Source organism: Pseudomonas gessardii, from assembly GCF_001983165.1.
GTDB lineage: Bacteria > Pseudomonadota > Gammaproteobacteria > Pseudomonadales > Pseudomonadaceae > Aquipseudomonas > Aquipseudomonas gessardii.
Window position 1 is genome coordinate 1 of record NZ_MNPU01000069.1, and the last position, 24,441, is coordinate 24,441.

Annotated in this window: 18 protein-coding genes; 2 read left to right on the forward strand and 16 right to left on the reverse strand. The window is 61.1% G+C overall.

Going from position 1 to position 24,441, the window contains the following annotated elements; translation table 11 throughout:
• Positions 1-181 precede the first annotated feature (181 nt).
• The gene (locus BLL38_RS27775; RefSeq protein ID WP_076965122.1) at positions 182-586 is read right to left on the reverse strand and encodes a DUF4440 domain-containing protein; all 405 of its coding nucleotides are present in this window, start codon (positions 584-586) and stop codon (positions 182-184) included.
• A complete protein-coding gene (locus BLL38_RS27780) occupies positions 583-1,773 on the reverse strand; it encodes an MFS transporter (protein WP_076965123.1) in 1,191 nt (396 codons plus the stop codon). The genes BLL38_RS27775 and BLL38_RS27780 overlap by 4 nt, the downstream gene beginning before the upstream one ends.
• Before the next feature lie 110 nt (positions 1,774-1,883).
• Here BLL38_RS27780 and BLL38_RS27785 point away from each other — a divergent pair, with 110 nt between their 5' ends.
• Entirely contained in the window at positions 1,884-2,738 is an 855-nt protein-coding gene (locus BLL38_RS27785) for a LysR family transcriptional regulator (protein WP_076965124.1), read from the forward strand.
• Positions 2,739-2,777: 39 nt separating this feature from the next.
• Here the strand turns inward: BLL38_RS27785 and BLL38_RS27790 are convergent, their stop codons facing one another.
• Together BLL38_RS27790 and BLL38_RS27795 are read right to left on the reverse strand one after the other, a co-directional pair.
• Complete coding sequence (locus tag BLL38_RS27790) at positions 2,778-3,590, reverse strand: SDR family oxidoreductase (RefSeq protein WP_076965125.1); 813 nt, start codon at positions 3,588-3,590, stop codon at positions 2,778-2,780.
• Positions 3,591-3,610: 20 nt separating this feature from the next.
• Positions 3,611-4,075 (reverse strand): multidrug transporter, encoded by a 465-nt coding sequence (locus BLL38_RS27795; protein WP_076965126.1) that lies wholly within the window; start codon positions 4,073-4,075, stop codon positions 3,611-3,613.
• 202 nt (positions 4,076-4,277) lie between these two features.
• Here BLL38_RS27795 and BLL38_RS27800 point away from each other — a divergent pair, with 202 nt between their 5' ends.
• A complete protein-coding gene (locus BLL38_RS27800) occupies positions 4,278-7,061 on the forward strand; it encodes a dermonecrotic toxin domain-containing protein (RefSeq protein ID WP_130898208.1) in 2,784 nt (927 codons plus the stop codon).
• Positions 7,062-7,186: 125 nt separating this feature from the next.
• Here BLL38_RS27800 and BLL38_RS27805 read toward each other — a convergent pair whose 3' ends face one another.
• From BLL38_RS27805 to BLL38_RS27865, 12 genes are all read right to left on the reverse strand, one after another.
• Positions 7,187-8,638 carry a mannose-1-phosphate guanylyltransferase/mannose-6-phosphate isomerase gene (locus BLL38_RS27805; protein ID WP_076965128.1) on the reverse strand — a complete coding sequence of 484 codons (1,452 nt, stop codon included), beginning with the start codon at positions 8,636-8,638 and terminating at the stop codon, positions 7,187-7,189.
• Positions 8,639-8,825: 187 nt separating this feature from the next.
• Positions 8,826-9,479 (reverse strand): alginate O-acetyltransferase AlgF, encoded by a 654-nt coding sequence (locus tag BLL38_RS27810; protein ID WP_076965129.1) that lies wholly within the window; start codon positions 9,477-9,479, stop codon positions 8,826-8,828.
• 16 nt (positions 9,480-9,495) lie between these two features.
• Positions 9,496-10,674 (reverse strand): alginate O-acetyltransferase, encoded by a 1,179-nt coding sequence (locus tag BLL38_RS27815; protein WP_076965130.1) that lies wholly within the window; start codon positions 10,672-10,674, stop codon positions 9,496-9,498.
• Positions 10,675-10,685: 11 nt separating this feature from the next.
• Positions 10,686-12,218: an MBOAT family O-acyltransferase gene (locus tag BLL38_RS27820; RefSeq protein ID WP_076965131.1), complete on the reverse strand. Its 1,533-nt coding sequence runs from the start codon at positions 12,216-12,218 to the stop codon at positions 10,686-10,688.
• A gap of 181 nt (positions 12,219-12,399) precedes the next feature.
• On the reverse strand, positions 12,400-13,494 hold the full coding sequence (locus BLL38_RS27825; protein ID WP_076965132.1) for a mannuronate-specific alginate lyase: 1,095 nt from the start codon (positions 13,492-13,494) through the stop codon (positions 12,400-12,402).
• Positions 13,495-13,502: 8 nt separating this feature from the next.
• A complete protein-coding gene (locus BLL38_RS27830) occupies positions 13,503-14,951 on the reverse strand; it encodes an alginate O-acetyltransferase (protein ID WP_076965139.1) in 1,449 nt (482 codons plus the stop codon).
• 11 nt (positions 14,952-14,962) lie between these two features.
• Complete coding sequence (algG, locus tag BLL38_RS27835; protein WP_076965133.1) at positions 14,963-16,552, reverse strand: mannuronan 5-epimerase AlgG; 1,590 nt, start codon at positions 16,550-16,552, stop codon at positions 14,963-14,965.
• Positions 16,552-18,039 (reverse strand): alginate export family protein, encoded by a 1,488-nt coding sequence (locus tag BLL38_RS27840; protein WP_076965134.1) that lies wholly within the window; start codon positions 18,037-18,039, stop codon positions 16,552-16,554. Before BLL38_RS27840 ends, algG begins: the two co-directional genes overlap by 1 nt.
• On the reverse strand, positions 18,036-19,415 hold the full coding sequence (gene algK / locus BLL38_RS27845) for an alginate biosynthesis TPR repeat lipoprotein AlgK (protein WP_090412924.1): 1,380 nt from the start codon (positions 19,413-19,415) through the stop codon (positions 18,036-18,038). Before algK ends, BLL38_RS27840 begins: the two co-directional genes overlap by 4 nt.
• Before the next feature lie 167 nt (positions 19,416-19,582).
• Positions 19,583-20,752 (reverse strand): alginate biosynthesis protein Alg44, encoded by a 1,170-nt coding sequence (locus BLL38_RS27850; RefSeq protein WP_076965136.1) that lies wholly within the window; start codon positions 20,750-20,752, stop codon positions 19,583-19,585.
• Positions 20,753-20,789: 37 nt separating this feature from the next.
• The gene (gene alg8 / locus BLL38_RS27860) at positions 20,790-22,280 is read right to left on the reverse strand and encodes a mannuronan synthase (protein WP_076965137.1); all 1,491 of its coding nucleotides are present in this window, start codon (positions 22,278-22,280) and stop codon (positions 20,790-20,792) included.
• A gap of 74 nt (positions 22,281-22,354) precedes the next feature.
• Positions 22,355-23,671: a nucleotide sugar dehydrogenase gene (locus BLL38_RS27865; protein WP_076965138.1), complete on the reverse strand. Its 1,317-nt coding sequence runs from the start codon at positions 23,669-23,671 to the stop codon at positions 22,355-22,357.
• Positions 23,672-24,441 lie beyond the last annotated feature (770 nt).

The following is a 24,441-nucleotide window of genomic DNA, read 5'->3' on the forward strand; positions in this document are numbered from 1 at the left end:
GATAAAGATAAACGGCTTTAACCTTGGGATCGGGGCGCATCATGGGCTGGCTCCAGAAAGAAAATCGGGAGCACAGCATCAGGTCGTACTTGGGTCATTTGAAGGTGGGGTTTATGGAGCGCTTACAATGATGTCAGCTAGTTCGCGGATTGCTGTAGGAGCCGGCTTCTACAGGGGAGGGTTATTGGCCCTGGATATAGGTCTCATGCAGATGCCGCCACAGCAGCGCGCCACTGGCCTGTTGCTCGAACACCACGGTGGCCCGGCGGTCTGTCTGGATGCCGCTGTGATCAACCTGATGCTCACGGTAAGTCAGCGTGGCACCGCGCGCATGGCGGTCGAGGCCTGCCAGTTCACTCAAGGTGATTTTCAACCCGGGCCGCATGCCGCCCAGGCGAGTGAACAGGGCATGGACCCCGGCGGCATTGACCCGCGCGCCGGTAGCAGGGGCGATCATGCTGAACTCGGGGGAGAAGCGCGCCAGTAGAGTGTGCAACGTGCCTTCAGGGGCTGTGCCTGCAAACCATTGCTCGATCTCGATGTGGGTCTGGATCACTTCTGCAAAAAAATCGCTGTAGTCAATCATTGCGCAGGCTCGCTGGCTGGGTGAAGCAGTGCCCGTACCCTGGAGGCATCCAGGCGTAGCACTGCCAAGAGCGGCAGCAGTGTCAGGGCTGCCGCGATCGTGAAGGTCATGGTGAAGGAATCCGAGGCCGAGAGCACGGCGCTGAGTGCCGCCGCACCGAGGCAAAAGCTCAATTGTCGATTGATATTCCACAACGCGCTGGCGTGGCCCATGCGTTCGGTGGGGATATCCAGGAACGCCAGGGTCTGCGCGGTGCTGCTGCACAGGCTGCCACCCAGGCCCATCAGGGCATAGGCACAGATAATCAGGGCGGGCTGGGCAGCCGTGAGCAGCAGGATGCCGCCACCTTGCAAGGCCATGCCGGCCAGCAGCAATGGCTTGGGCCCGCAACGGCTGAACAGTTGCTTGCCCAGGTAGATCGCCAGGGCTGAGGCCAGTGCCCACGGCAGCATCAAGGCCCCGGTGCGTGTCGCGTCGTATCCAAGGCCTCGCAGGTAGAGGATGGCGACCAGGCTGGTGCCGATAAACACACCGGGGATGAATAGATACACCAACATCGCTACCCGCAGCATCGGGCTACCGAGTTGTTTGAACAGGCTCCCCAGTGCCAGGGCCGGCCGCACGGTGGCGGGCACATCGGGTGTTATCCACAGCAAGGCCAGCAGCAGGGTCAGGAGGGCCAATGGCAGGTTGGCATAGAAGATCCAGCGCCACGACACGCTGTCGACGAGCAAGCCGCCCAGCGCCGGGGAGAGCGCCGGCACCAGCAGCGCCACCGACATCACTCGGGCTGTCAGTTGGTGGCGCTGCCCGGGGGCAACGTGTCGATACGCCAGGGCCTGGCCCACCGGTATCAGCAACCCGCCGCCCAAGCCCTGCAACAGCCGCCAGCCGATCAGCGCCTGGATCGACTCGGCCTGGCCCACCAGCACCGACGCCATGCCAAACAGCCCCAGGCTCGCGGCGATCAACCGCCGTTCGCCCACCGCTGCGGCGAGCCATACGCTCAGCGGGATAATCACGGTGAGGCCGAGCAGGTACGCATTGCTGACCCAGGCCAATTGCGTGACAGAGGCGTGCAGCTGCCTGGCGATATCCGGGTAGGCAACGGTGGCGACAAACATGTTCACCAGGTCCAGGGCCAAGCCCAGTAAAAAGATCCAGGCGACTTTCGAGGGATAGGTCATAAGGCGATCCGGCAGTTGAGGCGGGCAGGGTAGGCCGGTTGCAGGGCTTGGGATACACGGCTTTGCCTGTTAGTTTGTCAAAATAATTTTGACAAAAGGGGCCCTACGCCATGGTCAGCCTGGACCGATTCGACACTTTCAAGGCCGTGGTCGAGGCCGGCTCGCTGACCGCGGCTGCGGATCTGCTGGGCCAGACCCGTGCAGTGGTCAGTTTCAATCTCAAGCGCCTGGAAGCCGAACTGGGCGTCACCCTGCTGACCCGCACGACCCGCCAACTGGCGCTCACCGATGCCGGCGAGCGTTTCTACCTGCGCTGCACACGCATGCTCGAAGAGGCGCGGCTGGCGGTGGAAGAGGCCCGTTCTGAACATGCCCAGCTCAAGGGCACACTGCGCATCACCACCACCGTCGAATATGCGCTGGCGGTGGTCGCCCCGGCAGTGGAAGGCTTTCGCCGCCTGCACCCGGACCTCAATATTCACTTATCCACATCCTCCACCCATGCCGACCTGATTTCCGAGCGTTTCGACGTGGCGATTCGGCTGGGGCGCCTGCTGGACTCCAATCATCGGGCGGTGCAGTTATCCACCTATCAGGTATTTGCCGTTGCGGCGCCCGGCACGGGTACTGCTCATACGCTGGATGAACTTGAGCAACTGCCCAGGCTGGGGCATGGCCGCTTGACCGAACTGAGCGTGACCGATCCGGCAGGTTGTGAGCATCAATATCGCTCGGGCCCCAGTGCGCTGGTGGTTGACAGTGCCGCCGTGCTTCAAGCATTTGCCGTGCGCGGCCATGGCGTGGCGATTCTGCCGCAGTGGTTGGTGCAGGCGGACCTGGACGCAGGGCGGTTGGTGCGCTTGTTGCCGGATCATCGCTTCGCGCCCCAAGGGGTGTATGCGTTGTATCCGGACACGCGGCATTTGCCGCTTAAGGTGCGGGCGTTTATTGATTTTATGAAATAGCGCAAACCCTGTGGAAAGGGGGCAAGCTCGCCACCGTGATCAAAGTGTCCCACCCAGCCCAAACCGCTTCTTCAACACCGTCTCCAACACCCCCTTGGGCAGCAGTGCGGCCATCAACGGCAACGCCCGGCTGCCATTGCCCGAACGCAGCAGGCGCGGTGGTTGGCTCTGTTGCACGGCCTTGAACACATCCGCTGCAAACAGGCTGGCCGGGGTTGGTTTGTCCTGTGAGGCCTGGGAGCGGGCACGAATGCCATCACGCAATGGCCACCATGGCGACTTCTCGTTGATCAACAGTTCGGCTTGGGCGCCGGCGTTTTTTGCAAAACTTGTATCGATAGCCCCCGGCTGCACTTCCATCACCCGCACGCCAAACGGCGCCAGCTCCATGCGCAATGCGTCGCTCAAGGCATGCACGGCGGCCTTGGAGGCGCAGTAGGCACCGGCAAACGGCGTGACCAGCACCCCGGACACGCTGCCGATATTCACCACCAGCCCCTTGCGCGCGCGCAGGGCGGGGAACAGGGCCTGGGTCACGCCGACAATGGCGAACACGTTGGTCTCGAACTGGCGCTGCAGGGCCTCGGTGCCGCCATCGAGCAGTGGGCCCATGGCGCCGTAGCCGGCGTTGTTGATCAGCACATCCAGCTCCCCCACGTGCCCGGCCAGTTGTGCCAGGGCCGGCCCGTCATTGACATCCAGTTGCACGGCCTGGAAGCCGGCAGCCTGGAGTGCCGCGACATCTTCAGGGCGGCGGGCGCTGGTCCAGACGTCGTAGCCTGCGGCCTTGAAGGCATCGGCCAGGGCACGGCCGATGCCGCTGGAGCAACCGGTGATAAGTACGTTGGGCATGGATCAATCCTTTGTGGTTGTTAGTCGCAGAAGCTGCCTTGCAGGTGCTCGGCGCGAAACTCCAGGGTTTGCGGGCGGTAGCCGGGGCGCAATGGCGGCACTGGCAGGCAGTCTTCCCAGGTGGCGCCGGCCTGCAACTCGCCGGGGCCGCGATAGCGTGGGGCGGCGTAGACGTTATCGGCCAGGTTCACCGTGTCACCCGGCGCGTAGGCGGCGACGCGCCAGCGCAGTTCGGTCAGGGGTACGTCATTGCCATTATTCAGTGTGAGCTGCAAGGGCCGGTCGGCGGGGCACTGTTCGGGGGCGTAGGTGATGCGCAGTTCCAGGCGCGCCAGTTGCGCGGCTTCGCGGTTGTCCAGCCAGACCACCCACAGCGCCACGCAGCCCAGGCCCACTGCGGCGGCGAGGGAGACTGGCAACGCCCTGGCCGGGTAGCGCAGCAACAGGATCAGCCAGGTGACGATCAGCAAAACGCCGAAAAACATGGGGGCAGCCTCGTGGAGAGATGAGCCATCGTACCGTTGACGGCATGCGGTTGCCTATCGGGTTGCGATTGCCCGCAAATGGACATTCCACGTTACCTTGGTGCGGGAATCAATGCTGTTGTTCGCCTCACAGATGTATATACAGCCACAGACTGACCTCCGTTGTTCTGCGGTTTTTTTATACATACCGAGAGCAAACCTCATGAGCTTATCCATACAAAATTTTTCTCTTCCTGCTTATCAGACCTTCGCTCCTGCCGACGAGAGCCGCCCAGTAACGTCTACCTCCACTGGGCAATCACCCCCCCGTGCAGGCAGCAGTGACCTGGACCACCGTAATGCGCTGACCCTGACACTGGCAGGGCTGGAGGAAGGCATTACCACGGGGCGTGTCTCCAATGAGCATATCCTCCCGGCCCTGCAGGCCGCCAAGGTACAACTGGCGCCCGATGCGCAACACTCGGGCCCGACACTGCAAGTCAGCCTTGCGCAATACATCACGGCCAATGGTTGGAGCCTTCCGCAAAACCGCGAGGAGCTTATCCAACTCAGGCAGACCCTCTCGTCCCTGGCGCCTGCCAGCACCTCGAATGCTTACGCCGTCATTACCGAGCGAGTCGCCAAGGCCAATGCCGAGAAAGCCAAATTCAAAACGATGGCGTTGGGTACGGCTGCGGCATTTCCCGATGTGCGCAAAGAAGCCAAAAAGCGGGCGGAAGAGATTGTGTTCCAGTTGACCGGAACCCATGTGGACGCCGATAAGACTTATTTGAATCGTTTCAACGGCTCGCAATCTGCGGCAACCGTTACCGGTTGGGAACACATGAATGAGGAACCCTCTTCTTCAATCAGTTTGACCGATGCGGTATTGAAGAACTTTTCCGAGTCCGACGGAGTTCCCGGCAGCCTGGACTCGCAAGCGGGTTTGTATAAAGACGGCCCCGGGCAAAGTACAAAAGGCGGCTACGGCGCCCATAACCAAATCCCCCTGGCGCCGTCGAGCTTTATGAAGGCCCTCTGGGAGTCCGATTTCCAGACGACCATGTCGGGCAAAATCGACAGTTTCTGGAAAGGCCACGCCGAGGATTACCGCACCGTCCAGAAAGGCATATTCCTCTATAAGGCAAGCGCGCAACTCAAGTCCCAGGAAGCCAAGTTACCTGCCGAACGAGCGTTGCAGCCACCCGAGCATGAGTTCACCAGAAGCGACTATAGACGGCTGATGAAGGCGGTTACCGGTGAGGAAATCACTGAAGAGCAGCCCCTGACGGTCGAAAAATTGCAGGCAAAATCCCCGGTAACCGGTGATGTCCAGGCCCATGCATTCGATATCAATGGGTTCCAGTCCAGTGACATTGTGCGTTTTACCCTGCCCGGCGAGGGGCCCGCAAAATATGTCAACGGTCGCCCGGATGGCGTGCAGATTCTCTATATACCTGACGCCCAGCCGGCCTTCCTCAAATTCGCCTCGCTGGAAAAAATGGATCAATGGGTCAGCGATCAAGCCAAGACACCGCAGTCGCTCACAGCCCTGGAGTCGCACTTCTCGCTGGCGGATCGGCAGAACAGAGAGACCGGGGGGTTTGGCGGTGCCTTATTTACGGCAATCGTGCCGCTGATATCCCTGGCCCCTGATATCCGTCCTAAAAAAGGCCTTGATGCAACGTTGGAGTATCTCGGTACGGGAAGCGTCAGCAATCAGGAGGGCAACGTCATTGATCGCGGCAACTTCGCGATCAAGGGCGATGTGTTCAGTCACATGGCGGATCTAGGCCAGCAGCGCATGAAAGACGATGCAGACACCGCGATCAAATCCAACAGCGAGGTCACGCGTGACACCTGGCTCAACGATATCTCGGTCGGTGCCCAATTGCTGCTTAAACTGGCGCCGCTGGGGGCGCCGGTCGCCGCTGCCGCTGTCCTCACAGGCCTCACGGAAGTCGTGCTGGGCAGCGAAAAAGAGGCGTCGGGCGACACCCAGGCTGAACGTCATGACGGGGCATCGAAGACATTCGACGGGATGCTCAATACCTTGTTCTCTTCTATCGGTGTCGGCTCAGCAGCCGAAGATCCCTTTGCCCTGCCCAAAGAAGAGCCATTAGGTATTGACCCACCCCTCGAATCTGCACCCGAACCCGCATCTGGCCCTGGCGACATTGGTTCCGAGGCGTCCAATCGTCTGCAACCGTCACAAGCGGGCAATATCAGCGCCTACGCCGTTGAGGATGGCGAGTCATTGCTGGCCAAGAGTACGGTCAATACCAAAGGGATTTATCAATACAAGGACGAGACGGGAACCGATCGTTGGTTTATCCGGTATACCGATCAGTCAGGTGTTGCCAAGACGTATGAGGTCAGAAGCGATTTCAAACTCAGTGACAACTATGTCGAGATTATAGATCCCCAGACCCGTAAAACCGTCTTGACCGTCGAGGCGGATGCCAATAACGAATGGATCCCGAGCAGGACAGTGGGGGGCAACAAAAAAACCGGTAAGAACATGAGCGCGGGCCAAGAACGCCCAGCCGGGCAAGGCGCGCTGGCATCAAGCTCAACAGCGAATCAACCCTTGGCCAATCATCAGGATTGGCAATCGATAGTGGATTCGGGCACTTACAACGGCAAGCCGGTTTACATTCACTACACCAGCAAGGAAGGCGCCGAAGCGATTGCCCGCGAGCGCAGCATTAATGATTTGGCGCGTGGTGAAAGGCGCGCGGGTTCAAAGGGCGGCGTGTACGTTAACCCTCCAGGCCAGCAATTCAACAGTGAAAACGTTGAGACCCTGTTGTTTTTAGGGAATGAACGCTATGTGGGCAGTGGCGACTATATGGTGATCTTCAGCTCTGACCAGGCGCCCGTGGATATAGGCGCGGTCACGCAGGGCAGTCAGTTCCGTGAGCTCAAGATGGCCAAGGCAATCAAGCTGACGCCATCGAATTTTTTGTATTTGGGGCCGAACACCTTCAAGAACTATTTCGAGTAAAGGGGCAACGCTATGTGGGTGATCGCTGCCGTTGCGTGCCGTGGCACCCATAGAAAAAGCCCCCACCCAACCCACTGCGGATAGGGGACGCAATGGGCTGGGCGAGGGCTTTTTGTTCTGCGGTGTTACTGCGCGATGGTTTTCACCGACACACCACGCTCAACCGGGGTCGAGCGCCCGTAGATATCTTCAAACCGCTCGATATCGTCCTCGCCCAGGTAGCTGCCCGATTGCACTTCGATGATTTCCAACGGGATCTTGCCCGGGTTGCGCAGGCGGTGCACCGAGGCAATCGGGATGTAGGTGGACTGGTTCTCGCAGAGCAGGAACACGTTCTCGTCGCAGGTCACTTCAGCGGTGCCGCTGACCACGATCCAGTGTTCGGCACGGTGGTGGTGCATCTGCAGTGACAGGCACGCGCCCGGCTTGACCGAGATGTGCTTGACCTGGAAACGCCCGCCCATGTCCACCGAGTCGTAGGAGCCCCACGGGCGGTAGACCTCGCAGTGGTTCTGGGTCTCGCTGCGCCCCTGTTCGTTGAGGGTGTTGACCATCTGCTTGACGCCCTGGACCTTGTCCTTGTGGGCAATCATCATCGCGTCCTTGGTTTCCACCACCACGATGTTTTCCAGGCCGATCACCGACACCAGCTTGCCGTTGCCGTGGATCATGCAGTTCTTGCTGTCCTGGATCACCACGTCGCCCTTGGTCACGTTGCCGTTGGCGTCCTTGTCGTTGACCGCCCACAGCGAGGCCCAGCAACCCACGTCGCTCCAGCCGGCGCTCAGCGGCACCACGCAGGCGCGCTGGGTTTTTTCCATGACCGCGTAGTCGATGGAATTGTCCGGGCAGCAAGCGAAGGTGGCTTCGTCGAAGGTCACGGTATCGGCGGTCTGCTCGCTGCGCTCCAGGGTCAGCACGCAGGTGTCGTAGATGTCCGGGTCGTGCTTTTTCAGCTCTTCGAGGAAGCGGCTGGCGCGGAACAGGAACATGCCGCTGTTCCAGAAGTAACCGCCGCTCTTGACGAACTCGACGGCGCGTTTTTCATCGGGTTTTTCCACGAACTGCTGCACCCGGCTGACGCCTTCGGGCAGCAGTGAATCGTTGGTGGACTTGATGTAGCCGTAACCGGTTTCCGGGCGGGTGGCCGGCACGCCGAACAGCACCATCTCACCACGCTCGGCGGCCACGGTGGCCAGGGCCAGGGCGCGTTGCAGGGCTTTCTGATCGTCCAGTACATGGTCGGCCGGCAGCACCAGCATCAACTCGTCACGGCCTTCGTTGACCAGCATCATCGCGGTCAGGGCCACGGCCGGCGCGGTGTTGCGCCCGAACGGCTCCATCAGGATGCGCTGGCTTTCCAGCTTACGGGCGCTCAACTGCTCGTTGACGATAAAGCGATGGTCCTTGTTGCAGACCACGATCGGGCTGTCCATGCCTTCAAACACCAGGCGTTCCAGGGTCTGCTGGAACAGCGTGTGCTCGCCGGTCAGGGCCAGGAACTGCTTAGGGAACTGTTTACGCGAAAGCGGCCAAAGACGTGAGCCGCTACCACCGGAAAGGATTACTGGGATCATGGGTGTTTCTCCTTGAATCGATTTGGGTCAGAGCTACGAAGGTTTGTCGTTTCACTCTTGTTTTTGTCTCGGTCCTGAGTCGAAACGCGGACAGTGTGGGAGCTGGCTTGCCAGCGATAGCGCCTTCAAGACCGCCATCGCTGGCAAGCCAGCTCCCACAAGGGGATGTGTCAACTCAGGGAAATCATCAGCGGGTCGACACCGGGCGCTTGACCCACACCGGCGACAGGCTCGAACCGGAGCCCATGACATACAGCACCGCCGCTTCACCGCGTTCCAGCGCCACCGGCTTCACGTCGCCGACCTTCTTGTCGCCGTCGTACAGCGCCAGGCTGACCTTCACCGGGTTGATCTCGCGCTCGCCACGGCCCTTGGCGGCCACGGCCTTGACCACGTCGGTCTTGCCGTCGGCGGTCTTCAGGGTCAGGGCCTTGTCGCTGAGGTTCTGCACGCGCACCAGGGATTTTTGCTTGTTCTTGAACGGCGGTTCTTCGATCAACTGCGGCTGGCCAGTGCCGCTGTTGACCAGGGTGTAGTAGTGATCGGCGGCCAGCTTGACCGTGACGTTCTGGCTGCCGACCTTGGCGCTGTAGTCGCCGCCCGGCAGGAAGCTGAAGTCACTGCTGGCCAGCGGCGCGACGTCGCTCAGCGCGGTGTTGCCGACGCTGGCGCTGACTTCCTGGTTGCTGGCGTTGAACAGGCGCACGAAGCTGGAGCCTTTCGGCGCGACAGGGCCGTAGAGGGCGGCGTCGCCGGCGAAGGCGGACATTGATACGACGCTCATGCCGATGGCCAGGGCCAGGGGCTTGGCGAGACGACGCGCAGTTGTAGTGAAAGTCATATGAGTTACCTCTCTTTCAGTTTTGCGCCCGGTCGGGCGTCTCGGATGTTTGGTGGTTACTGGCCATGTTTTGTTGGCGCGTACCGGCTTGTTTGAGTTGCGCGACCCACTTGGGGTCGGCCTCGCCGATTTCGTTGTTCACAGGCAGATAGCGTTCCGGAAACTCCCAGATCAGCACTTGCGGCGGGCTGTTCTTGAAGTCAGCGCTTTTCAGGTAGCTGAGCATCGGCAGGATCGGGCCGTGGCCGTCTTCGGAGTAGTTCACCACGTCGCTGCCCAGGGCTTGCTTCAGGGCGCCGACGAAGTTCCAGTTGGGGTTGGCGCTGTAGCTGGTGCCCACCAGGGCCACCGGCATCTCGCTGTCGGCAAACAGCGCATCGTCGCCCGCGGCCTGGGCTTGCACGGCGTGGGTCACGCGTTTTTGCAGGGGCTCCTTGGGCGGCATCAGGTTTTCAAACAGTGGGTCCAGGGGCAGGAACAGGCGCAGGTCGCCGCTGTGGGGGACGATGCCCTCGGCGTCGGTGACAAAACGCTGGGGCTCGCCACTGAGCAGGGTCTTGGCGTTGATCACACGGGCCAGTTGCTTGGCGGCGACTTCGGCGCCCTCCGGGGTCCAGTGGGTGTCGGTGCGCAGGAACACCTGCTGGCCATGCAGCTTGGCTTGTTGCAATGGGCCCAGCAGGTCAGGGGCGATGATCTGGTCGGCGGCCACCCGGGCATGGAAGTCCTGGTAGAGCCCGGCATGAATGCTCGCCGGCTGCACGTCGCCCAAGTGCTCGGGGTACAGACGCACCTTGGCCGGGACAATCGCCATCACCAACTGCACGCCCTTGGCCTTGAGGGCCTGGCGCACGCCTTCGACCAGGGCGTAGTTGTCTTGCAGGTTCTGCTCCTGGTTGACGGCGGGGTTGAACTCCTCGTCGCTGTACAACCAGTGGTCGCGGCCCAGCACCACGCCGGGACGGCCTTCGTTGAACAGCTTGTAGTCCAGGGCGGCCCACAGGTTGGTGCCCAGGCGCTTGATCGGGAACTCATCGTCATAATGGGTCTCGACCGCCTTGGCCCAGCGCCCGTTGAGCACGGTGGCGTCGGCGTGGGTGCTGAAACCGAAGAAACTGCGTAGCGACCACGCGCCCAGGACCACAAGCAGGGCCATGAACAGCGCGGCGTAGAGGATGCGGAATGAACGGGTCATGGTCGGCTCCCTCAGAACTGGAAGTAAAGGAACGGCGAGAAGCTTTGCGCCGAGAGTTTGAGAATTGACGCCACGAACAGCAGCAGGATCAGGGCGCGCATGGCATAGCGTGGCCAGTCGGCGGTCCAGTAGGCCGGTTGCACGGCGGCGTTGCTGCCGACGCTGAAACCAGGCTCCTGGATACTGCCGGGGTTATCCCCAGGCACGGCCTTGATCAGGCTCGGGTCAGCCGGCTTGGCCTTGTCGGCCGGGCGATTGCTGTAGAAGTCGCGCAGGCCGAAGAACGCCAGCGTGGCGTAGGCCACCACCATGGTTGCCACTTGCAGGCCGGTGAGGTTGGCACGGTTGAGTTCCGACAGCGACCACTCGCCAAAGCTGAACATCGCGCCGTACATGCGCCCGGCGACGTGCAGGTTTTCGGCGCGGAAGATCACCCAGCCCATCACCACCAGCAGGAAGGTGAAGGCCCAGCGCACCGGGTTGAAGCTGCGTGGCGAGGTATTGAGACCGATGGCTTTTTCAATCGCCAGCCACATGCCATGCCAGGCGCCCCAGAGGATGTAGGTGATGTTCGCACCGTGCCACAGGCCACCGAGCAGCATGGTCAGGAACAGGTTGCGGTAGGTGGTCAGCGTGCCTTTGCGGTTGCCGCCCAGGGTGATGTACAGGTAGTCGCGCAGCCAGGTAGATAAGCTGATATGCCAGCGCCGCCAGAACTCGGTGATCGATTGGCTGATATAGGGTTGCTTGAAGTTTTCCATAAAGCGGAAACCCATCATCAAGCCCAGGCCGATGGCCATGTCGCTGTAGCCGGAGAAGTCGAAATACAGCTGCGCGGTATACGCCAGCGCGCCGAGCCAGGCATCACCGGTGCTGGGGTTTTGCAGGGCAAAGCAATGATCGGCCACCACCGCCAGGGTGTCGGCGATAAACACCTTCTTGATAAAACCCTGCATGAACCGCGTGCAGCCCTCGGAGAATTTATCCAGGGTGTGGGTGCGGTTGTTGAACTGGTCGGCCAGGTCGCGAAAGCGCAGCACGGGGCCGGCAATCAGGTGCGGGAAGATCGCCACGAACGCCGCAAAATCGATGAGGTTGCGGGTGGCCGGGGTATCGCCGCGGTACACGTCGATGATGTAGCTGATGGACTCGAAGATGTAGAACGAGATCCCGATCGGCAACAGCACGTGGGTCAGGATAAATGGCTCCAGGCCCGCCGATTTCATCATCAGGTTGATGCTGTCGACGCCGAAGTTGGCGTACTTGAAGTAGCCGAGGATGCACAGGTCGACCGCCACGCCGAGCAGCAGCCAGCGCTGGGCCGGTTTGGTGCGTACGCCCGCGGCACCGACCTTGAGGCCGATCCAGTAGTTCCACAGGGTCACGGCGGCGAACAGCGCCAGGAAGTCCACCCGCCACCAGGCGTAGAACACATAGCTGGCAATCAGCAGCAGCAGATTGCGATAGCGTTGCCCGCTCAAATAGTACAAGCCGAGAAAGATCGGCAAGAACAGAAACAGGAACACATTGGACGAGAAAACCATCCCGATCTCTCCATGTTTAACCAACAGTCAAGGGCCAACGGCCCCCCCAAACCCCCCACGAACAAACGGGGAGGGCGATCGTTCCCACGCTCTGCGTGGGAATGCCTCTTGTGACGCTCTGCGTCACGCTGTGGGACGCAGAGCGTCCCGTGCTGCATTCCCACGCGGAGCGTGGGAACGATCAGCGGCCATACGCCGGGTCGTAGACCTTGGTCAGGTCGCCACCCAGGCGGAAGGTCTTGAACGGCTGCATCTCATGCTTGCGCTCCAGTACGTCCGGGGCGCAGGTGTAGAGGGTGCAGAACGGTTCGAGCCAGGCGAATTTCGCGTCCTGCTCCAGGTCCTGCATGTCCTGCTCCTGGCCGTTCTTTTGCTCGAAGAGCTCTGGATCCTTGGCCCCGGCCAGCACCTTGTCGCCCAGGCGCTTGAGCGCGCCGTTATTCTCACCGCGCACATCCACACCATTGACCAGGGCGAAACTGGCGATCATCGCCAGTGGCGGCAGGGCGTAGTTGTGATAGGCCAGGGCCCGTTGCTGGCGCTTTAGTTCGTTGGGCAGGTAGCCCTGGTCATCCACCTGGTTGACCCCGACCTTGTATTCCTTGACTGCCCAATCGAACAGATCGCGCCGGTTGGTGGCCACGGACGTGGCCATCACCGACCAGGCGGCCCAGTACGAGTGGTTGTTGGTTTTTTCCAGGGGCAGGTTGTCCCAGTCGCTGACCACTTGCTCGGCCAGTTTGTTGAACCAGGCTTCGATCAGCTGCGATTGCTGCGGATACTTGGCCAACGGTTGCGACTCGGAAAACTTCAGGCGCACATAGGCCGACGCCATGCTGCCCAGCGCCCATTTGCGCATGGACTTGCCGGTGTGGTTGAAGTCCTTGGACAGCAACGCGTCGGCCTTGGCCCAGCTCGCCAGCCAGTCCAGGGTGCATTGCAATTGCTCTGGGCGCCCGTCGCGCATGAACTGCATCACCCGCTTACTGGTGTCTTTTTCCAGCTTGGTGATATCGGCAGTGCTGTCGCGAAAGGCTTTTTCCGACTGCACATTCAGGGTCGAACGGGCTTTATCGGAGCCTTCGTACTTGCTGCGAAACTGCAGCGAGCCGGTATAGGGCGCCGGCATGGCGTCGCAGTCGCTCTTGAAGTCGCCGGTCTTGAACGCTTCAATCGGCGCGAAATAACCCTGGGGCGGACGCAGCGGCGCGGCGGCGTTGACGTGACCTGCAAACATCGCCAGGCCCAGCAACGTGGGAATCAATAACTTCTGCATAGGTAACCTCATTGCCCAAGTTGCGCGGTCTGCTGACCGCCGCTTGGGAATACGTTGCGTGTGCAAATTTTCGCTTCGACTTTCTGCGCCGCAGCGCCCGCTTCGGGGCCCTGCACTTCCACGGCCAGCAGGTTCTGCGAGGCCCAGTCTTCATCGGTGCGCAGTTCAAAGGCGAAACGCCCGTCGGTCTCGGCTGTTTCGGGCTTGTCGATCTTGATGTCCTCGTGGCGCCCGTTCATGTACCAGAGGGTGGCTTGCAGGGTTTTCACCGAGGGATCGGCGAAGCGAATGTCGACCTGATGACGGCTGTTGCGCAGGTCCATGTTCTTGCTGTTGACCATCAACTCGTTCTTGCCCGGCTTGAGGGTGGTGCTGGCGCTCATCTGCGCCGGCTTGCCCTCGCAGCCGTTGTCGAGCAGGGCCATCATCTGGCGGTAGGTGGTTTCCTGGTCGAGGCGATACAGCGGCGAAAATTCCCAGATCAGAATTTTCGGCGGGCTTTTCTGGAACTCTTCGCTGCCCAGGTACTGGATCATCGAGCCTTCCAGGCCGCCGCCGGGGAAGGCGACGTTCAGGATATCGGCGCCGATTTCCTGTTCCAGGAACCCGGCGAAGTTGTAGTTCTTGCCACTGTGGCTGGTGCCCACCAGGGTGATCTGCGGGTTGCCGGAATCGCCGAACAGGTCGCCATCCGCCGCTTCGCCCTTGGGCTCGGTGCTGAACTGGTCCATGTACTGGATCGCGTAGCTGGTGCCACACAGCTGCCCGGCCATGTTGTGCAGGGTGCCGGTCTTGCCCATGCGCCCGGATTTCTTGGTCTCGAACTCGCGCTGGGGGATCCCGGCGAACTCGGGCATGGCGCGTACCTTGGCGCCGACGATTTTCGCGGTGCGTTGGGCGCCATACGGGGTCCAGTGCTGGTCGCCACGGAAGTAGAAGTCGTGGGCCGGCAGTTCGTCGGGCAATTGCTCATTGGCCAGCGGCGACAGGTCCGGCACCACATAGCCCATCTTGGCAAAACGCCCGAGCATGTTCTTGTAGTTGCCCAGGGCTTTGTCGAAGTCAAAGCGGGCTTTTTCCGCCGGGTTGAGTTTGTTGCGGTTCACCAGGCCACGGGTCGGCTGGTAGACCAGCACCAGTTCCACGCCCTTGCTCTTGAACGCATCGTGCAACTGCTGCATGCGTTTGTAGCCGGCCGGGGTGGTGTCGAATTCGGTGCGCAGGTCTTCCTGGGTACGGAACAGCCAGTCGCCCTGGGCCTGTACCAGGGTGGTGAAGTTCTGCTGGTAGCGGGTGGTGTAGTTCTTGGCGTCGTGAGCGGCGGGGCACAGGTTGCAGCACGGCTCGGCGGTAAAGCTCGGCGCCTTGGCTTCATCGGCGCGCGCGCCACTGCTGGCGGCCAGGATGCCGAGGGTCAAACCCGAGAGGCTGAGCAGCTTGATCATGTGTGGGTGCATAAAGGTCATCCTCAGTCCTGCAGTTGGGTCTGGCGTTCGACAGGGTCGATCAACACGGCTTTGCGCTGGCGTACCAGCAGGTCGAGAATTTCATCCTGGCGCTCGCCGAGAATCCCCGAGAAGCTGATGCCACTGGATTTGGTCGGGGCGAGCATCGACACGCGAAACAGCTCGATGCTCAAGGGCGAGTCGATGGACAAAGGCCCGCTGCCATTGGCCGCCAGCTCGCCGCCGACCACGATCAGCGAGACCTGGGCGTCGAACGGGTCGAGGGCGATATCGCGGTCGGTGTCGGTCAAGTCCTTGATGTGCCCGTAGACCCCGGTCAGGCCGTTGGCCATGGCGATGTTTTCGTACAGGCGGATATTCACGCTGTTGCGCACGCGGATACCGTGGCGCCGGTTGCTGATCACCTTGTTGCCCCACAACAGGTTGTCGCCGCTCTCATAGAGGGTGATGCCGTCGGTGTGGTTGCGGTAGATCTCGTTGTCGGCGATCAGGTTGTTCACGCTGTTACGGTCGATCACCAGGCCCGACAGCTTGTTGTCGTAGCTGCGGTTGTTGAAGATGAAGCTGTCGTTGACCTCACGGGAAATGATGATGCCGTGCTTCTTCTTGGTGCCGTACACGGTATTGTCGGCAATGATCAGGCCGTGGGAACGGTCGTGGGGGTCGATGCCGTAGACGATATTGTCTTTGTAGGTGCTGCCCTTGATCACAAAACCTGTGGTTTCGTAGCAGTAGAAGCCGTACCACATGTCCGAGAACTCGGAATCGACAATCCAGCCGGTGGGCTCCGGGCGCTTGAGGACCTTGGCCATGTTCGGCGTGTACTGGGAAATACTCACGCCGTAGGACTTGCTGTTGGCATAGCCGAAGCTGGCCATCTTGCTGTTGACGATATAGGTCTGGGTGCCGCCCCAGGCCAGCAGGAACGGGCGGAATTCCGTGGGTGAGCGGAAGGTCGCCGGGCCGTTGCTCTTCTCGCGCCAGCCGGTGATCTTGGTGTCGCGCACAAACAGCTGGCCGTCGTTGACCAGGAACGCGCCGGCCTCCTGGGACAGGCGCAATTCCTGGGTCTGCCGGTCGATTTCGAGGATGCCTTTTTCGCCGACCACAATCGGCAGCCTGGCCAGGAATACGCCGGGCGAGGTTTCGCTCAGGTACTGCTTGGGCACCTTCTGGAGCAAGTCCTTGAGGTTCATGTAGCCGTCGTCGATAAAGATCGCCTGGGGGATACCGTGCTGGCGCACCACCCATTCGGCCATCTTGTTGTCGCCGCCGATAAAGTCCTTGAGGGCGTTTTCCTGCATCATCCGGCGCACGCTGACCTTGCCGGCCTTGTTGCGTACGATTTTCTTCGCCACGGCTTGTGCGGTGTAGCCCGACAGGTCCGGCAGCGCCGGCTTGGCCAGCTCCAGCGGCGCGGTGGGCGGGCTGGTGATGGTGTAGGTCTTGGCCTGTTGCAGTTCCTTGGCGATGGTGGGCGCCTTGACCTGCGGCTCGACATTGGCAAAGGCCGGGGCGCACGCCAGCAGCATTGCCGCCGCGAGCAGGGCCGAGCCTTTGAGGGCGTGAGGATTCATTGCGCAGGCTCCCATCAGAAGCGCCAGACTACGTCGACAAAGGCGCGGTGCATGTACGAGTCGACTTGCTTGCCATAGGCATCGCCCGGCTTGAACACGCCGCCACGAAAGCGCACCAGGGCCGACGGTTCGTCGATCGACTGGCTGAGGGCGGCGGGCAGCAGGCCCTTCTTGAAGTACTTGGTGACCACCAGGTCCATCTCCTGGCCGAGGTCTTTCTTACCGTCTTGCAGAGGCAGGGAGGCGCTGGACAGCACGGCGCCGGTGACATCGTCGTAGTTGTTCTGCACCGCATCGATGCCATTGCTGCCCACCGGCTGGTTGCCGTCCACGCGCCAGAACTTGTGGTAGACCAGGCTGGCGTCATAGTCATCGCGCAACTGCCAGGAACCGAACAGGCTCATGGACTGCATATTGTTCATTTCGCCGCGAAACGCCTCGCCAAAACGATGCACCCGCGATTGCGTACCGGTGAAGTTCGAGCGGTTGCTTTGCAGGCCGTTCTGTTCGTAGTCGGCGCTGGCGCGGGCATAGGCCGCCCCCACTTGCCACTGCGGGTCGAGGCGCAGGCGCACCCCAAGGTCGGTGGCCCAGCCATCCACATCGGTGTTGCGCTTGGCGCTGGCCGGGCGGCTACCGTCGGCGTTCAACGCGTTGACGTTGCTGCGCTCGCCCTGCATGCCGGTGACGCTGGCCCAGTAGTTGACGGTGTTGGTGTTGCGCCAGTTATAGGCGTCGCTGTTGGCTTCCAGGCCGAGCCAGGTCAGGTCGCCGTTCTGGCGCTTGTCCAGCGAATCGCTGGCCACGCCCGGTTGCGGGTAGTCGAGCTTGCCGTCATCACGGGTGTGATGGCCGCGCACGCCGAGCCAATGCCCCGGGGTCCACTGGTAGGCCGCGTCGGCGTAGAAATGCCGGCGGTCCTTGTCTTCGGGGGACAGCTCCTTGAGGTCGGTGCGGTATTCGCTGAAGCGCTCGGCGACGCCGATATTGGCCTTGAGCAGGGTGGTGTCGAAGGTCCAGTTCAGCGCTTCGATATTGGTATCGCGCCATTGCCCGTCGTTATTGCGCAGGCGTTGGCGACCCAGCTTGAGGATCTCGCCAGGGTAGGGCGTGAAGCCGCTGTAGCCGACCCAGAACTCGCGCAGGGCCAGGTAGTTCTTTTTGCTCTTGCGGTCGTTGTTGCTCGATTGCTCGGTGGTGTCGCCATCGGACTGTTGCAGGGTGTCGGTTTCGATGATGTCACTGGACGTCACCGCCTGGCCCATGGCGTAGGCGCTCCAGGCGCCGCGTTCACCGTAGATCCACGGGCGCACATCCAGGCCGATACCGTTGACGTCGCCGCCGCGCTGGGTGCCGAGGTCGCGGTCATCTTCGGACTGGCCGGTGATTTTCACTTCCAGGCCGAAGTTCTGGTCTTCGGTCAGCGCGGCCAGGGTCGGGCATGACCACAGCAGGGCGAAGGACAGGCCAATGCCGGCCTTGACGAATGGATTGAGTTTCATAGGGATTCCTCGCCGTCTTCTTCTTGCAGGGCGTGCAGTTGCAGCGTGCTTTGGCTCAAGGCGCCACGGGCGGCCAGCTCTTGTTGCAGCAGGCGCTGGCCTTCGGCGCGCTGGGCAGGCGGCAGTTGTTGTTCGAGTTGCGCGGCCAGTTCATTGGCCTGCGGGGTGTTTTGGATCTTCGCCAGTTGGCTGAACACATAGGCGTTGAGCGGGTTGGGCTGGGTGCCCTTGCCTTGGGAAAACAGTTGGGCGATAGCAAAGTCGGCGCTGTTCTGGCCGTTGCGCGCGGCGGTCAGCAAGTGATCCAGGGCCTTTTGCGGGTAGACCTGGCCCAGGTAGCCACGGCGGTAAATCTGCCCGAGGTAGTAATCGGCGGCCACTTCCTGGCCCTGGGCTTTCTGGAAGTGCGCTTGCGCGGCCTTGGCATCGGCCGGCACCCACTTGCCTTCGTAGTACAGCTTGCCCAGCAGCAATTCGGCTCGGGGCTGGTCGGCGGCGCGGCCGTTGTCCAGGTACTGCATCATCTGCTCGACGTCGCCCAGTTCCGGGAAGTCGTAGAGCAACTGCGCGAGGCTGACCCAGGACGCGGGGTAGCCAGGGGCGATTTTTTCCAGCAGGGCCTGGGCGGTCTTTTCGTCGGTCTTGCCCAGTGAGGTATCGCCCAGCACCCGGGCCACACTGTCGACCCGCTGGGCACTGACAGTGCCCCGGCTGTAGTCGGCTTGCAGCTGCTTGAGCAGTTCGGCCTGTTGCTCCGGCTGCCCGCGCTTCTGGTAGACGGTGGCCAGTTCGACGTAGCAGATATCGGTGCTGCTGAGCGCGGCCTGGCAGATTTTTTCCACGTCATCGAGGTGCTGGTCGTAGGTGCCCTGGGTGCGATACAGCAGCACCTGCGCCAGGCCCGCTTCCGGGTAGCCGGCGGTGCGCCAGGTATCGATCTGCTGCTGCGCGTTGACGCTGGGGAAATCATGGGGGTATTGCAGGTACAGCATGGCCAGCGGGATCAGGGTGTTGCCTTCGCCATTGGCAAAGGCTTTTTTCAGCAGGCCTTCGGCTTCGCGATGCTCGGCTTCGGTGGCGCCGGGCTTGGCCACCAGCAGGCGACCGAGACGGGCCTGGGCGCGGGGCGATGTATCAGCCGCTGCGCGGTAGGTGGCTTCGGCCTGCTTGATCTGCGCCGGGTCGCGGCTGCCCACCTGGATATCCGCCAGGCCGACCTGGGCTTCGCTGTAGCCCAGCTCGGCCAGTTGCTGGTAGTTCTGCGCGGCGGTGGCGGTGTCGCCACGCTTGAGGGCTTCATTGGCCAGGCGCTGGTCGGGCAGACCGGCGCAACCGGCCAGTGTGACGGCCAATGCCAGCAGCGCCACAGGACGCATGTGCGGGCGCGCTTTTTTTGTGGGAGCTGGCTTGCCTGCGATACGCGCGACTCGGTTTGCCTGCTGCACCGAGTCGATGCTATCGCGGGCAAGCCCGGCTCCCACAGAAGTGGGCTCCCACAAGGATTGTGTTGTTCTTGAAATAGGGTTCACAGGCAAATCCTCGCTTACAAACCAGCAGCCATGGCTTTATCGATCAGCCAGTTCAGGGATGGGCCGCGGTCGCTGGTCACTTCTACCGGGCGGCCGGCGTAGGCGCTGTCCAGCGGCATGTCGGGCTTGATCTGCACGCGGATATCCGAGGACAGGTCGGCGCTGTTGAGGCTGGTGCTGCTGACGATGGTGCCGGTGCGCACTTGTTCTTCATCGGCCACCTGGAAGTTCACGCGGGTGCCAGGGCGCACATCAGCGAACTGGCGATAGGAGAACCGCGCCTCGACATTCGCCTGGCTGCCGCGCGGCACCAGTTGGAAGATCACATCACCCTTGCTCGCGTATTGACCGTCGGCCACCAACTGCTGGGCGACAATGCAGTCGCAGGGCGAGGTCAGGGTGCCGGTCATTTGCTTGCCGAACAGCTCTTCGACCTTGGCCGGTTGCAGTTGGTCTTCGTCCAGGTGGCCCTTAAGCACATCCAGCATGCTGGTGCTGAAGGTCGCCAGTGGCGCGCCTTTGGCGGCAACCCCGTTGTCCTTGATCAGGCTTTGCACGGTGCCGTCGCGGGGCATGGTCACGTTCATCCCCGGCACGCTGACCAGGCCGGCCTGGGCGTGGCTGACGAAGTACATGCCGTACACCGACTTGAACACAAAACCGAACGCTGCCAGGCCCACTAGGAAGATCGCCAGGCTGAAGGTCACGGCGCGCAGGCGGCCAAAGGCGCTCATGCCGCTGCCGCTGTCCTTGACCTTGCGTGCCTTGGTGAAGTTGTCGCGCTGCAGGGTCGCCAGCACGTCGCCCATGGTCACGATATCGCCGGACAGGTGCGAAGTGATCAGGTGACGCAGGGTGGAAATATCCCGGGCATCTAGGTTCTGGAACTGGCAGCCGGTGCGGCCGGTCTGGCGGTCGTGGGAGCGCACCATCAGCTCCACGTCCATCGCCAGGCCGAGGTTGTCGATGACAAATTGCAGGCGACCCTTGTGCACCTCGCCGACCTTCAGCGGTTGCTGGGCGGCATTGAAGGCCAGGCCGCCGGCGGACAGGTCGATGACCCGCACTTCTATGGGCATGCGGTCGGCGCCGAAGAAGCGCAGCTTGGCCGGGATTTTCACCCGGGCGTGTTGGCGCTGGGCTTCGGATTCGTGGACAACATTGGCGTTTACTTGACTGTTCATCAGGGCATTTCCTTAAGTTAATTCAGGCTTGGCAGGGTCAGACCATCATCAGCAACACGGCGACGAAAATGCTGCCGGCGGAGAAGGTCATGGTCCGAGACGACCAGGTGTTGAACCAACGCTGTGCGCTTTCCAAATCACGGGTCAGTTTGGTGTCCTGGCGGGTCCAGGATTGTTGATCGAGGCGGAAGAACACGTAGATCTTCACCAGCGCGCCCATGATCTGGTTGTAATAGAGAATCATCGGGTAGGCGGGGCCGATCTTGTGCCCCGAGCACGCCAGCAACAGAGTCAGGATCAGGCGGGTGATGCCGATCCACAGCAAGTACACGAGGATGAACGCCCCGCCGTACTTGAAGGTGGCGATGATCGCCACGGTCAGGCCCAGCAGCGAGGTCCACATCGATACGCGCTGGTCGAACAGCACCACGCTGGTGAACAGGCCCAGCCGCTGCATACCCAGGCCCAGGGCCCGGGAGTTCTGGCGCAGGTTGTTGCCGTACCAGCGGAACATCAGCTTGCGGCTGGCCTTGATAAAGCTCTTTTCCGGTGGGTGCTCGACGGTGTTGATCGCCGCATCCGGCACGTAGAAGGTGTCGTAGCCCAGGCGCATCAGGCTGAACCAGCTGGACTTGTCATCCCCGGTGAGGAACTTGAAACGGCCCAGGCGCCAGTGTTGCAGCGAGTCGCTTTCCACATCGGCGATAAAGCCGGGGTCGGTGACCACGCTGGCGCGGAACACCGACATGCGCCCGGTCATGGTCAGCACGCGCTTGGACAGGGCCATGGAACACATGTTGATGTGGCGCTGGGCGAAGCGCAGTTTGTGCCACTCGCTCATGATGTAGCCGCCGCGCACTTCGCAGAACTCGTTGGTGGTCAGGCCGCCGACATTGCCGAACAGCTGGAACCACGGCACGGTCTTGCGCACTACGCCTTCGGCGAGCACGGTGTCGCCATCGATCACGGCCACCACGGCGCGCTCGTCCGGCAGGTGGCGGGAGATCGCGCGGAAACCGAAGGCCAGGCCGTCGCGCTTGCCGGTGCCGGCGATCCGCACGAAGTCGAGCTTGACGTGAGCCGGTGGGTTCATCTTTTCCCAGAGGCTCTTGACCAACAGCTCATCGGACATTTCCACCAGCGAGCAGACCACGGTGGTGGGGAAACCACACTCGATGGCCTCGCGGATCACCGAGCTGTAAACCTGGGCGGTGGTCAACGCGTCGATCCGAAAACTGGTGACCATCAGGAACACGTGGGACGGGTCCGCCGCCTTGCCCAGCTTGCGCACTTTGCGCCGCAGGTGCGGGTAGACCACGTACAAAAACAGCATGCCGCGAAAGAAATGCGTAGCCCCCATCGAGTAGCGCCAGATGCCTACGGCGCCAATCAGGAAAATAAAATTCTTCGACTCGGAGTCGAACGTACTCGCCGGTAACAGCAGGGCGAGTCCCATCAGCAGACTCAGAAAGACCAGCCAGCCGGCGGATTGCAGTAGTACGTGTTTTAACGTGGACATAAGCGTCATCCGAAGGTGAAGAAGGCTTCAAGCTGCAAGCGCTGGGGATCAGGACACTTGCAGCTTGAAACTTGCCGTTGCTGTTACCAGCAAATGCCTTCGGTACGGCCACTGACGCTGGTGGCCTGGGACATAAAGCCCACCAGGTCGACCACTTGCTTGCCGTGCGGCGCTTGCTGGGCCAGGGCACGGAATTTCTCGTCGCGGTTGCCGAGGATGATCACGTCGCTGTTGTTGATCACATCGTCGAAGTCCGAGTTGAGCAGGGACGACACGTGGGGGATCTTGCCTTCGATGTAGTCCTTGTTGGCCCCGTGGACACGGGCGTATTCGACGTTGCTGTCGTAGATGCTCAGGTCAAAGCCCTTGCCGATCAGCATTTCCGCCAGTTCCACCAGCGGGCTTTCGCGCAGGTCATCGGTGCCGGCCTTGAAGCTCAGGCCCAACAGGGCGACCTTGCGCTTGTCGTGGCTGGAGACGATATCGAAGGCGTTCTGCACCTGGGATTCGTTACTGCGCATCAGCGAGTTGAGCAGTGGCGCCTCCACATCCAGGGAGCTGGCGCGGTAGGTCAGGGCGCGCACGTCCTTGGGCAGGCACGAGCCGCCGAAGGCAAAGCCGGGGCGCATGTAGTACTGGGACAGGTTGAGGGTCTTGTCCTGGCAGACCACTTCCATCACTTCGCGACCATCGACGCCTACGGCCTTGGCGATGTTGCCGATTTCGTTGGCGAAGGTCACTTTGGTGGCGTGCCACACGTTGCAGGTGTACTTGATCATCTCGGCAACGGCGATGTCCTTGCGGATGATCGGTGCGTCGAGTTCTTCGTACAGCGATTGCAGGACGTCGCCCGAGGCTTTGTCCAGTTCGCCGATCACCGTCATCGGTGGCTGGTCGTAGTCGGCGATGGCGGTGGATTCGCGCAGGAACTCCGGGTTGACCGCGACACCGAAGTCGACCCCGGCTTTTTTGCCGGAGCAGTCTTCGAGGATCGGGATCACTACGTTGGCCACGGTGCCGGGCAACACCGTGCTGCGCACCACGATGGTGTGGCGAGTGGTCTTGTCACGCAGGACAAAACCGATCTCGCGGCATACCGCCTCGATGTAGTTGAGTTCCAGGTCGCCGTTCTTCTTGCTCGGCGTGCCGACACAGATCATCGACAGGTCGGTATCGCGGATGGCGTCGGCGAAGTCGGTGGTACCGCGCAACCGGCCGCTGGCAATGCCCTGGCTCAACAGTTCGCCCAGGCCCGGTTCAACAATGGGGGATTTACCCGCGTTGATCAGGTCGATCTTATCCTTGGAAATGTCTACGCCGACCACTTCATGGCCCCGTGCAGACAGGCAACCGGCACAGACTGCGCCCACGTAACCCAAACCAAATATGCTGATGCGCATCGCATTTACCTCTATCTTTATCACGCCATTAGATGGCCGGAGTTCATGTTTTCAAGCGTCACTCATGCACTAGGGAATGCGGTGAATAGACACGGCACTGCCACGTACAGGCATGTTAAAAGTCGAGTGACTAACTAATGCACTCAAGTTGTGCGCAACTTGGCCTTGTTGTTGGGGCTTGCCCTGAAATGCAGCCAGCCTTCGCAAAGAAGGGGCTGGCGGCAGTGCCGCAAGGTCTTGATATGGGCTTTAAGCCCTTATCTATCAATGCCTTGGGCTGGCTCAGCCTTGGCCTTGTAGGGGATGGTTATGCAACCTTATCGCCCGCCCTCAACTAAACAGTTGATAATCAGACCGAAGAGGCAAAGTTATATATGACAACTTTGCTACTTTCGTTGGTCACTGTGTAAGTCATATCGCACAAGAACAGAGATAATCGTTACCGGTGGTATGAGCGGCGCTGGGAGACATAGTTCCGGGCCGCTCATCCTGTTTCTAGGAATTTCTTGAGATATTGGCAAAGATGGCACTAGTACTATATTGATAGCACTTGCGGATTGGGCTAGTAGATATAGGGAGTTGGCGCGGGGATATAGTTTTATGCCACTACTGTTTGAAAAAAGTGGTGCCACTACGAAAAAAACTGGCTCTTCGCATTTAAGGGTGTAGCTGATTTCTAAACCCTCCTGACTTCAGCAAGCACCTGGCTATGTAATTGGTTAAATTTCTAAAGCCCAAGGCGGTACCTCGTAAGTGCTCAAGTCGCCCGT